The sequence below is a fragment of the Enterococcus sp. AZ120 genome (assembly GCF_050546165.1).
In the GTDB taxonomy this organism is placed as follows: domain Bacteria; phylum Bacillota; class Bacilli; order Lactobacillales; family Enterococcaceae; genus Enterococcus; species Enterococcus faecalis.
This window is the reverse complement of record NZ_CP172950.1, coordinates 2,051,887-2,063,895: the sequence shown is the minus strand read 5'-3', so window position 1 is coordinate 2,063,895 and position 12,009 is coordinate 2,051,887. Positions and strand designations below refer to the sequence as shown.

Sequence of the window (12,009 nt, the reverse complement as noted above, 5' to 3'; positions counted from 1 at the left end):
CTTTAGGACTACAAAGAGGTGAATTGAATGGCTATCAAAGCAGAAGAAATCAGTGCCTTGATTAAAGAACAAATCGAAAACTATCAACAACAGCTTGCTGTTGAAGAAGTTGGAACAGTCACTTACGTCGGTGACGGAATTGCCCGCGCCCACGGTTTAGAAAATGCCATGAGTGGAGAACTTGTTGAGTTTTCAAACGGTTCATACGGAATGGCACAAAACTTAGAAACAAATGATGTAGGGATTATTATCCTTGGCGATTTTGAAACCATTCGTGAAGGAGATAAAGTACAACGCACAGGCAAAATCATGGAAGTACCCGTTGGGGAAGCTTTGATTGGCCGTGTTGTTAATCCATTAGGTCAACCATTAGATGGTTTAGGCGAAATTAAAACAGACAAAACACGTCCTGTGGAAGCAACAGCTCCCGGTGTTATGCAACGTCAATCTGTTGCTGAACCAATGCAAACTGGCTTAAAAGCCATTGATGCCCTCGTACCAATTGGTCGTGGACAACGGGAATTAGTTATTGGAGACCGTAAAACAGGGAAAACATCGATTGCAATTGATACAATTATTAACCAAAAAGGACAAGATGTAATTTGTATTTATGTAGCGATTGGTCAAAAAGAATCTACTGTTCGTAACCAAGTAGAAACACTTCGTAAATTTGGTGCCTTAGATTATACAATCGTTGTGACTGCAGGGGCTTCACAACCAGCACCATTACTTTACATTGCACCATATGCAGGAACTGCAATGGGTGAAGAATTCATGTATAACGGCAAACATGTCTTAATTATTTTTGATGACTTATCAAAACAAGCCGTGGCTTATCGTGAACTTTCTCTACTATTACGCCGTCCACCAGGTCGTGAAGCTTATCCAGGGGATGTCTTCTATTTACACTCACGTTTGTTAGAACGTGCAGCTAAATTAAGTGATGAATTAGGTGGCGGTTCAATGACAGCCTTACCATTCGTTGAAACACAAGCAGGCGATATTTCTGCTTATATTCCAACAAACGTTATTTCAATCACTGATGGACAAATTTTCTTAGAAAGCGACTTGTTCTATGCAGGCACTCGTCCAGCCGTTGATGCTGGGTTATCTGTTTCTCGTGTCGGAGGATCAGCGCAAATCAAAGCAATGAAAAAAGTTGCCGGAACGCTTCGTTTAGACTTAGCTAGTTACCGTGAGTTAGAAGCCTTTACACAATTTGGCTCTGATTTAGATGCGGCAACACAAGCTAAATTAAACCGTGGTCGTCGTACGGTAGAAATTTTAAAACAAAAACTACATGCGCCACTGCCTGTAGAAAAACAAGTCTTAATTTTATATGCGTTAACACACGGCTTTTTAGATAGCGTGAGCGTAGATAAAATTTTACACTTTGAACAAGATTTATTCGATTATTTTGATGGCAAACATGCAGACTTATTGGAAACCATTCGTACTACGAAAGACTTACCAGATACTGATGCATTAGATGCAGCGATTACAGAGTTTTCTGAAATGTTTGCAGCGGCAAACAATAGCGGAGATTCAGCCAAAGAAGCTTTAGAAAAAATCGATAACGCATAAGAGAGGTGAGCGACATTGGGTGCTTCATTAAATGAAATCAAACAACGCATTGCATCAACAAAAAAGACAAGCCAAATTACCAAAGCGATGCAAATGGTTTCTGCAGCCAAATTGACCAAGTCAGAAGGCGCCTCTAAAAGCTTTCAAGAATATTCTTCAAAAATTCGTAGCGTCGTTACGCATTTAGTAGCTGCTCAGTTAAGTGAATTACGTGAAACAGAACAATCTTCTCTTAGTGAAGGGAACTATCATGTGATGTTAGCACAACGACCTGTCAAAAAAACAGGCTATATCGTTATCACTTCTGACAAAGGGTTAGTTGGTGGCTACAATAGCTCAATCTTAAAACAAACCATGAGTATGATTCAAGAAGACCATGATTCTAATAAAGAATATGCCTTAATCGCCATTGGTGGTACAGGGGCGGATTTCTTTAAAGCACGCGGAATCGATGTTTCCTATGAGCTAAGAGGCTTAACGGATCAACCAACGTTTGAAGAAGTCCGTAAGATTGTGACAACGGCAACGACTATGTACCAAAACGAAGTGTTTGATGAATTGTATGTTTGTTATAATCACCACGTTAACTCACTAACGAGTCAGTTTCGTGTGGAAAAAATGTTGCCAATTACTGATTTAGATCCATCAGAGGCGACCTCTTACGAACAAGAATATCTTTTAGAGCCTTCACCTGAAGCAATCTTGGATCAATTATTACCACAATATGCAGAAAGCTTAATTTATGGGGCGATCATTGATGCGAAAACAGCAGAACATGCTGCTGGGATGACCGCCATGAAAACAGCCACTGACAATGCGCAAAATATTATTAGCGATTTAACAATTTCTTATAACCGTGCTCGTCAAGGGGCGATTACCCAAGAAATTACAGAAATTGTTGCTGGTGCAGCTGCACTAGAATAATCTAGTCTTACGTTTGAACGTTTATAAAAACGTTCAAAGCGTGTGACTTTATGAAGACTGGAGGAAAGAAATTATGAGTTCAGGAAAGATTGTTCAAGTAATCGGTCCCGTTGTTGACGTGGAATTTTCATTAGATCAATCCTTACCCGATATTAACAACGCTTTAGTCGTTTATAAAAATGGCGAAGCAAAACAAAAAGTAGTACTTGAAGTCGCTTTAGAACTAGGTGATGGAGTGATTCGTTCTATCGCCATGGAATCGACAGATGGTTTACAACGTGGAATGGAAGTTATCGATACAGGAAAATCAATTTCAGTTCCTGTTGGTAAAGATACATTGGGTCGTGTGTTTAACGTTTTAGGAGACACAATTGACTTAGAAGCGCCATTCCCTGCAGATGCTGAACGTAGTGGGATTCATAAAAAAGCGCCAGCATTTGATGAATTAAGTACCAGTAATGAAATTTTAGAAACAGGGATTAAAGTTATTGACTTATTAGCACCTTATCTAAAAGGTGGTAAAGTCGGACTTTTCGGTGGTGCCGGTGTTGGTAAAACCGTCTTAATTCAAGAATTAATTCATAATATTGCCCAAGAACATGGAGGGATTTCCGTCTTTACTGGTGTTGGTGAACGGACACGTGAAGGGAACGACCTGTACTATGAAATGAAAGATTCAGGCGTTATTGAAAAAACAGCCATGGTTTTTGGTCAAATGAACGAACCACCAGGTGCACGGATGCGTGTGGCCTTAACTGGGTTAACGATTGCTGAATATTTCCGTGATGTGGAAGGACAAGACGTGCTATTATTTATTGATAACATTTTCCGTTTCACCCAAGCCGGTTCAGAAGTTTCTGCCCTTTTAGGTCGGATGCCGTCAGCCGTTGGTTATCAACCAACCTTAGCGACTGAAATGGGACAATTACAAGAACGGATTACTTCAACGAAAAAAGGATCAATTACCTCTATTCAAGCAATCTATGTTCCAGCCGATGACTATACCGATCCAGCGCCAGCAACAGCGTTTGCCCATTTGGATGCAACAACTAACTTGGAACGTAAATTAACCGAACAAGGGATTTATCCAGCGGTAGATCCGTTAGCTTCATCTTCTAGTGCCTTGGCTCCTGAAATTGTTGGAGAAGAACACTACGAAGTGGCTACCGAAGTGCAACATATTTTACAACGTTACCGTGAATTACAAGATATCATCGCTATTTTAGGGATGGACGAATTATCAGATGACGAAAAAGTACTTGTTGGTCGCGCACGCCGTGTTCAATTCTTCTTATCTCAAAACTTTAACGTTGCTGAACAATTTACAGGTCAACCTGGTTCTTATGTACCAGTTGCGGAAACAGTTCGTGGCTTTAAAGAAATTCTTGAAGGTAAACATGATAATCTGCCAGAAGAAGCCTTCCGTAGTGTCGGTAAAATTGAAGATGCCATCGAAAAAGCGAAACAATTAAACTACTAGAAAGGCGGCAAACACAATGGATAGTCTTACTGTGAATGTAGTAACGCCAAATGGTCTAGTTTATGACCACCATGCAAAAATCGTTGTGGCGAAAACAACAGATGGTGAAATTGGTATTTTACCAAAACATGCGCCAATCATCGTTCCGCTAGCGATTGATGAAGTCCGCATCAAACGGACCGATTCAGATACACATGTTGACTGGGTAGCTGTAAATGGTGGTATCATGGAAGTCCGTGATAATGTCGTTTCTATTATTGCCGATAGTGCCGAACGTGAACGAGATATCGATGTGCCTCGTGCTGAACGAGCAAAACAACGTGCAGAACGTTTAATTGAAGAAGCCAAAGCAAAAGACGACCGCGATCAACTACGTCGTGCGACTGTTGCTTTGCATCGAGCAATCAACCGGATCAACGTATCGAAACATGGGTAAAAAAGGCTGAAGGATTCAGTCACTTTTGTAGAGTTTAAGGCGCTTGCTATTGAGTCAGTTGCCTTAAACTCTATTTCTTCGTATTTTTTAATAAATAGTGTCAAATTTTGGCATTTCAAGTGGATTAATTATCGGTTTTTATTATTTTGTGATAAAATGTTCCTACGTTAGAAAAAAGGAGGCTCCTTATGCAATACTATGGAGTAGATGCTATTGTTCGAATCGTTAGTCATCTTATGTTCATTTACATAAGTTTTTGGGCGTTGCAATCATTGCGTATTGAGCAATTTTTCAAAACCCAATTTACACCGCAAATTAGAATGCTGATGGTATTTTTCGCCATCGCTATCGGATACACAGTTAGCTCGTTTGCTTTAGAATTGATTGCGCTTTGTCGAAATCTTTTCATTGTGTATTTTCCTTAAAAATTGAAAAATAAAAAAAGGTACAATTTTTAGTTGAATAATGGTATAATAGTAAAGATTTTGAATAGGAATACCTATTCTCATTTTTTTGGGGGGAACAAAATGGAACAAATTATTGTTCATGGTGGTAATACAAAATTAGAAGGAACTGTAAAAATTGAAGGCGCCAAAAACGCTGTTTTACCAATTTTAGCAGCTACTCTTTTAGCTGAAGAAGGCGTTACTACTTTAAAAAATGTACCAATTTTATCTGATGTATTTACAATGAATCAAGTAATTAAGCATTTGAATGTAGCCATTGATTTTGATGAAGACGCGAATGAAGTAACAATAGACGCAACACAACCTTTAGGGATCGAAGCAAACTATGAGTACGTTAGTAAAATGCGTGCTTCTATCGTTGTAATGGGACCTTTATTGGCTCGTAATGGTCATGCCAAAGTGGCAATGCCAGGTGGCTGTGCCATTGGGAAACGACCAATTGATTTACACTTAAAAGGCTTCCAAGCATTAGGTGCAAAAATCATCCAAAAAAATGGTTATATTGAAGCAATTGCGGATGAACTAATCGGTAACACTATTTACTTAGACTTCCCAAGTGTCGGCGCTACGCAAAACATTATGATGGCTGCTGTTCGTGCGAAAGGAACAACCATCATTGAAAACGTTGCTCGTGAACCTGAAATCGTTGACTTAGCAAACATTTTAAACAAAATGGGTGCCAATGTTATCGGTGCTGGAACAGAAACGATGCGTATCGAAGGCGTCGATAAATTACATGCCGTAGAGCATTCAATCGTTCAAGATCGAATTGAAGCAGGTACGTTCATGGTAGCTGCAGCAATGACTGAGGGCAATGTTTTAATTGAAGAAGCAATTTCTGAACATAATCGTCCGCTAATTTCTAAATTAACTGAAATGGGTGCAATCATTGAAGAAGAAGAAAATGGCATCCGTGTAATTGGACCAAAACATCTAAAACCAACAGATGTTAAGACAATGCCGCATCCTGGTTTCCCAACAGACATGCAAGCACAAATGACAGCGATCCAAATGTTTGCTGAAGGAACAAGCATCGTGACAGAAACAGTCTTTGAAAATCGTTACCAACACTTAGAGGAAATGCGTCGAATGAACGCTGACTTAAAAATTGACGGCAACATTGCCGTTATTAATGGCGGCAACGAGTTACAAGGAGCAGCAGTGGAAGCCACTGATTTACGGGCAGCTGCCGCATTGATTTTAGTAGGGTTACGTGCAAATGGCATTACACGTGTCTCTAATTTGAAATATTTAGATCGTGGCTATTATGAGTTCCATAAAAAACTTCAAAAATTAGGCGCGAACGTTGAACGTGTCAATGATGAAAAAATTGAAGAAAAACAAGCAACGACAGTAATCTAAAGGAGTCAAACGTATGAGTTCATTTCGTTATATTTTAGTAACATTATTGAAAATTCTAGTGGTCATTTCGTTAGTCATTATCTTATTTGTTGTGGGAACAATGATTGGTTATGGTTTGATTGGAAATGGGAATCCAATGGATGTCTTTGATGAAAAAATTTGGACTCATATTATGAACTTCTTTAAATAAAAACTTATTTTAAGGCGGTGAACAAAAGTCAATTGACGATTGTTCACCGCCTTTTCTTTTTCCTGAATATCTATTTTATTCTATGCTATAATAATAGAAGTAAGATAATGAAGGAGTGGGATGGAAGATGCAAGCAACCGTAACAGAAATAGGCAAACATGCAATCGATGATTCAGAAAAAATGATTATTCTTTTTGGAGAAACTGCTACCGATACCTTGAAGCAACATGCAGTTATTCAATCATTCCCAGAAAAAGACCAAGTTACCTTGGCAGAAGGAGATCATCTGAAAATTGGCGATACAAACTATACAATCACAAAAGTGGGTTCTTTTGCCAATAGTAACTTGCAAAGTATCGCTCACAGCACTTTAATCTTTGCTGATGCACCAACCGATGAGGATGATGTTATCCGAAATGGTGTTTATTTAACGCCCCATCAGTTACCAAAGATAACCATTGGAACAACAATTGATTATTTAGTAAATGGAGCGTGAATCAATGGATAAAAAACAAACGACTGATAAACGCCTGTCTTGGTTTTGGCGTTGGTTTTTAAATAATCAAGTAGTAACAGCCTTACTGATTGTCTTATTGGTGCTGTTAATTATTCTAACTTTTACGAAAGTTTCTTATTTATTTAAGCCCGTCTGGCAGTTTTTCGGCGTTGTCGGCTTACCAGTAATTATGGCGGGGATTTTATATTATTTATTAAATCCAATTGTCGATTATTTAGAGAAAAAACAAATCTCACGTGTCTGGAGTATTATCGGCCTATTTATTTTAATTGTGGCACTACTCATTTGGGGTGGTATTGTAATCGTTCCTAAAATTCGTGAGCAATCTGTCAGCTTTGTGAATCATTTTCCTCAATATATTGATACAATTGATCAAAAATCGCAGGAAATATTAAGTGATCCACTTTTTGCGCAATTTAGAGAACAACTTGAAGCGGCAGGCGATAAAGTTGTCAGTTCGTTAGGTACCATCATTAAAAACGTCTCAACGTTCACAGTACAAGGAATTGGTAATTTCTTTGGGGCGGTGGCTACGATCTTTGTCGCCATCATTACGATGCCGTTTATTCTATTTTATTTACTGAAAGATGGCAAAAACTTAGCGCCATATTTAATGAAGTTTTTACCAGTGAAGATGCGTAAACCAACCTTAAAAGTTCTTGCAGAAGTCAATGATCAAGTCTCTTCTTATATTAGAGGACAATTAACTGTCGCTTTCGCAGTGGCAATTATGTTTATGATTGGTTTTTCTGTCATTGGCTTAGATTATGCAGTCACTTTAGGTATTGCAGCAGGCTTTTTAAATTTAATCCCTTATTTAGGGTCATTTTTAGCCATGATTCCAGCAGTCTTTTTAGGAATTGTCAGTGGGCCAGCTTTGTTAATTAAAGTCTTGATTGTTTTTGCCATTGAGCAAACGGTCGAAGGTCGGTTTATTTCACCACTTGTCCTAGGCAGTCAGTTATCCATTCATCCAGTCACCATTTTGGTTGTTTTATTAACGTCTGGTAAACTATTTGGGATTGTCGGGGTGATTTTAGGAATTCCTGTTTATGCCGCAGCTAAGGTGATAATTACACACATTTTTGAATGGTACCAAATCGTTTCCGGTTTGTATGATGAAGATAAGCCAGATCAACAAGAATCTACGTAACAAAAGAGACAAGCAGTGAACGAACTGCTTGTCTCTTTTTGATGTAAATCACTCGGAAAATTTAGAATGTTTTACCGTATTCAGTTGCTTTGGTCATGGCAGTATTTAAAAGTTCTTCCGCGCGATCAGGGAAATGATCGATTCCTTCGATGAATAATCCGTCGACTTGATCAACGCCAATAAAGTTTAGAATCGCTTTAATGTATTGAGAAGCAAAATCTTTTCCTTCGTAGAAGCCGCCATTTGATTGGATGTGTAAGGCTTTTTTACCACTTGTTAGAGGTTTTGGTCCTTCTGCAGTATATTGGAATGTTTTTCCAGCAACGTTGATTGTATCTACCCAAGCTTTTAAGCGTGTTGGTACGTTTAAGTTCCACATTGGATTAGCAATTACTACTTTGTCTGCAGATAAAAATTGATCAGTTAATTCATTAAAACGAGCCACTTTTTGTTGTTGGTTTTCGCTTAATGTTTCAAATGCTGCGCCAGCGCGAAGTGCACCCCAAGCAGATAATAATTCTTCATCGATTTCCGGCATGTTTGTTTCTGGGGCATAAACATCTAAAATTTCGATTTCGTCTGATGGATTTGTTTCACGGTATGAAGCTAAAAATGTTTCTAACGCACGAACTGAGCGTGATTCTTCTTTTGTTAATGGATGTGCTTTAACAACTAATAATTTTGACATTGTGTAATCTCCTTAAAATAAATAGTTTAAAAATTCAACATCTCTATTTTACTAATAAAAAGTAAGAGAAAGCAAGTCTTTTTTTTACTTTTAGTAAACTTTTTTTTAAAATGGATCAACAGAGTAAAAAATAAATAAAAATATTTTTTTGGAAAGGCTTGCATATTAAAAAAAAGCATGCTATTATTACTTTGTAAATAAGGATTGTTACTGCTTTGCAGGCAAAACCAGAGTCTTCCATTAACACAATCAGTGGAGGGATTCTGGGCTTTTTTTATAAAAAAGTGAGGTTGCATTCATCATGAGGATTGAAAAAGTTTTAAATAATAATGTCGTGCTTTCAAGAAATGAGCAAGGCGAAGAAATTGTTTATATGGGACGCGGCTTAGCCTTTCAAAAGAAGATTGGAGACACGATCAATCCAGATTATGTTGAAAAGGAATTCGTGTTAAAGGACTCCGCTATGGCAGGGCAATTCCAGCAGCTGTTTGAAGACGTCCCCACCAAAGAAGTAGAAGTCGTCAAACAAATCGTTGATTTAGCAGAAACAACGCTAGCGATTGAGCTTTCATCAAATATTTATTTAACTTTAACGGATCATATTCACTATGCGTTACTTCGAGCCAAAGAAGGAATTGATATTCCGAATCCTCTTGTATTCGAAACACGCAAATTTTATCCTAAAGAATTTGAAATCGCAAAGCAAGCATTAGCGATTATTGCTGAAAAGCTAGGGGTTCAATTTTCAGAAAATGAAGCGGGCTTCATTGCTTTTCATATTGTGAATGCTGAACAAGGAAATGGCAATATGGAAGTTACCATGGAAGCAACCAAGATGGTTCGTGATATTTTAACGATTATTAGTCGCTACTTTGGACAGGTGTTTGATGAAGATTCATTGAACTATCAACGAATTGTTACACATCTTCAATATTTTGCGCAACGTTATTTAAAACAAGAAGCGCATGATGAGGAGGACGAATTTCTTTTTGCATTGGTCCAAGGAAAGTATCCTAAGGCGTTTCAAGCGGTCCAACGTATTAATGAGTATTTATTAAAAAGCTATGATCGACCAATTGATCAAGCGGAAATGATTTATTTAACCATTCATATCCAAAGAGTGGTCAATGATAAAAAAGCATAACAACCAATAATCGCGGATTGTTACTGATAATGCAGGCAAAACCTAGATTGAAAAAACCGATAACGATTTTCGCAGACTGCGCAGCTGTGAAGAGAAGGATCTGGCTCTTTTTCAATGTAGGTTTTTTTGATATTAAAAATTAATGGAAATGAGGATCTAGAGATGAGTAAAAATCAAGAAATTGCAGCACGTGTGTTAAAAGCTGTTGGGGGCGAAGGCAACGTTAATAGTGTTGTTCACTGTGCTACACGCTTACGTTTTAAATTAAAAGATGAAAATAAAGCAGATACAGCTGCATTGAATGCTGACCCAGATGTTATTCAGGTAGTTCAAAGTGCAGGACAATATCAAGTGGTTATTGGCAGTCACGTTAGTGATGTCTATAAGGATTTGATGGCCAACAGTGGACTAGGTAATGATTCTGATAATAGAGAAAAAGAAAGTGGCGGAAATATCTTTAACCGTTTAATTGATATTATTTCTTCTATTTTTACACCGTTTTTAGGTGCAATGGCCGGCGCTGGGGTTCTAAAAGGCTTCTTAACATTGGCTGTAACTATGGGCTGGTTAGCTGACACTTCAGGCGTATATCTTGTTCTCTTTTCGATTGCAGATGGTTTATTTACTTTCTTACCAATTATGTTAGCGTTTACGGCTGCTAAAAAATTCAATACTAATCCCTTTTTAGCGGTTGCTTTGGCGATGGCCTTGGTTCATCCCAGCATTACTGCTTTAGCAGGCAAAACAATTAGCTTTGCTGGTCTTCCAGTGATTATTGGGCCAAGTGGCTATACTTCTTCGGTTTTACCAATTATTTTGGCTGTTTTTGCACAAAGTTATGTAGAACGTTTCTTCAAAAAAGTAATTCCGAGTTTTCTACAAATTATCTGCGTTCCGTTAGCTGTTTTCCTTATTATGGCACCTGTTACCTTCTTAGCTATTGGTCCTATCGGGACGGTCATCGGCGATTGGTTGGGACAAGGATACAACGCAATTTACGCTTTTAGTCCAATTATCGCAGGGTTATTAATGGGTTCGTTGTGGCAAGTCTTGGTAATGTTTGGTATGCATTGGGGCTTTGTACCAATTATGATGTTAAACTTAACACAAGGTGGCGATACGATGGTACCGATGTTATTACCAGCCGTTATTGCACAAGGCGGGGCTGCTTTAGCTGTCTTTTTCCTAACAAAAAATGTGAAACTAAAAGGTTTGGCTTTGTCTTCAAGTATTACGACTATTTTTGGAATTACTGAACCAACTGTATATGGCGTGACTTTACCATTGAAAAAACCATTTATTGCAGCTTGTATTGGTGGCGGTATCGGTGGTGCATTTGTGGCTATGAATCACGTGAAAAACTTTACGTTTGGCTTGGTTAGTATGTTGAGCTTGCCTGGCTTTATTCCTGCAGAGACAAAAGATACTGCACCGATGATTACTGGTGCAATTGGTGCCGGAATTGCCTTTATCATTGCGTTTGTCTTAACGTTTGTCTTACGTTTTGAAGATCAACCTAATCCAGAAACAGCAACTGAAAAAACAGCAACTGATAAGGTGGTGGCACCTGTAAAAACGAATCAAGAAGACAAAATTATTTTAGCAAGTCCACTTCAAGGTGAAATTTTACCGCTAGAAAAAGTACAAGACCCTGTTTTTGCTTCAGGTGCTTTAGGAAAAGGTGTTGCAATTGAGCCGACTGAAGGCAAACTGTATGCACCCGCAGATGGTGAAATCACCACATTATTTCCGACAGGACATGCTGTTGGCTTGACGACAACAGAGGGCGTTGAATTATTAATGCATATTGGCATGGATACGGTCGAATTAGATGGTAAAGGCTTTGAATTATCAGTGAAACAAGGTGATTCTGTTAAAAAAGGAGATTTGCTGGTTACTTTTGATATTGCTGCCATTAAAGAAGCTGGTTATCCAGTAGTTACACCGATTGTGGTAACGAATACGAATGATTATTTAGATGTTTTGGATATGAACCAAACAGACGTGTTACATGGTGAAGACTTTTTAGCCATTATTAAATAAAAGACAATTGGAGGAGGAACA

General features: G+C 38.3%; 12 protein-coding genes. 11 read left to right on the top strand and 1 reads right to left on the bottom strand.

Annotation, left to right across the window (positions count from 1 at the left end; translation table 11 throughout):
- The first annotated feature begins 27 nt into the window (after nt 1–27).
- The 9 genes from atpA (at nt 28) to IGJ46_RS09810 (ending at nt 8,113) form a co-directional block, all read left to right on the top strand.
- Nucleotides 28–1,584, top strand: coding sequence for a F0F1 ATP synthase subunit alpha (gene atpA / locus IGJ46_RS09850; protein ID WP_002356555.1), 1,557 nt, complete (start codon nt 28–30; stop codon nt 1,582–1,584).
- Nucleotides 1,585–1,599: 15 nt separating this feature from the next.
- Complete coding sequence (locus tag IGJ46_RS09845) at nt 1,600–2,508, top strand: F0F1 ATP synthase subunit gamma (RefSeq protein ID WP_002359606.1); 909 nt, start codon at nt 1,600–1,602, stop codon at nt 2,506–2,508.
- A 73-nt stretch (nt 2,509–2,581) separates the two neighbouring features.
- Nucleotides 2,582–3,988: a F0F1 ATP synthase subunit beta gene (atpD, locus tag IGJ46_RS09840; protein WP_002356558.1), complete on the top strand. Its 1,407-nt coding sequence runs from the start codon at nt 2,582–2,584 to the stop codon at nt 3,986–3,988.
- A gap of 16 nt (nt 3,989–4,004) precedes the next feature.
- Nucleotides 4,005–4,424 (top strand): F0F1 ATP synthase subunit epsilon, encoded by a 420-nt coding sequence (locus IGJ46_RS09835; protein ID WP_002356559.1) that lies wholly within the window; start codon nt 4,005–4,007, stop codon nt 4,422–4,424.
- Between the two features lie 188 nt (nt 4,425–4,612).
- A complete protein-coding gene (locus tag IGJ46_RS09830) occupies nt 4,613–4,849 on the top strand; it encodes a DUF1146 family protein (RefSeq protein ID WP_002356560.1) in 237 nt (78 codons plus the stop codon).
- Nucleotides 4,850–4,951: 102 nt separating this feature from the next.
- Nucleotides 4,952–6,253, top strand: a complete 1,302-nt coding sequence (murA, locus tag IGJ46_RS09825; RefSeq protein WP_002356562.1) for a UDP-N-acetylglucosamine 1-carboxyvinyltransferase — start codon at nt 4,952–4,954, stop codon at nt 6,251–6,253.
- A 13-nt stretch (nt 6,254–6,266) separates the two neighbouring features.
- A complete protein-coding gene (locus IGJ46_RS09820) occupies nt 6,267–6,443 on the top strand; it encodes a DNA-directed RNA polymerase subunit beta (RefSeq protein ID WP_002356564.1) in 177 nt (58 codons plus the stop codon).
- Nucleotides 6,444–6,570: 127 nt separating this feature from the next.
- Complete coding sequence (locus tag IGJ46_RS09815; protein WP_002356567.1) at nt 6,571–6,939, top strand: PTS glucitol/sorbitol transporter subunit IIA; 369 nt, start codon at nt 6,571–6,573, stop codon at nt 6,937–6,939.
- A 4-nt stretch (nt 6,940–6,943) separates the two neighbouring features.
- A complete protein-coding gene (locus IGJ46_RS09810; protein ID WP_002381494.1) occupies nt 6,944–8,113 on the top strand; it encodes an AI-2E family transporter in 1,170 nt (389 codons plus the stop codon).
- A 61-nt stretch (nt 8,114–8,174) separates the two neighbouring features.
- Here the strand turns inward: IGJ46_RS09810 and IGJ46_RS09805 are convergent, their stop codons facing one another.
- Nucleotides 8,175–8,801: an FMN-dependent NADH-azoreductase gene (locus IGJ46_RS09805; RefSeq protein WP_002367152.1), complete on the bottom strand. Its 627-nt coding sequence runs from the start codon at nt 8,799–8,801 to the stop codon at nt 8,175–8,177.
- A 301-nt stretch (nt 8,802–9,102) separates the two neighbouring features.
- Here IGJ46_RS09805 and licT point away from each other — a divergent pair, with 301 nt between their 5' ends.
- Complete coding sequence (licT, locus tag IGJ46_RS09800) at nt 9,103–9,945, top strand: BglG family transcription antiterminator LicT (RefSeq protein ID WP_002359608.1); 843 nt, start codon at nt 9,103–9,105, stop codon at nt 9,943–9,945.
- A gap of 162 nt (nt 9,946–10,107) precedes the next feature.
- Nucleotides 10,108–11,988, top strand: a complete 1,881-nt coding sequence (locus tag IGJ46_RS09795) for a beta-glucoside-specific PTS transporter subunit IIABC (RefSeq protein WP_010821045.1) — start codon at nt 10,108–10,110, stop codon at nt 11,986–11,988.
- The last annotated feature ends 21 nt before the right edge of the window (nt 11,989–12,009 follow it).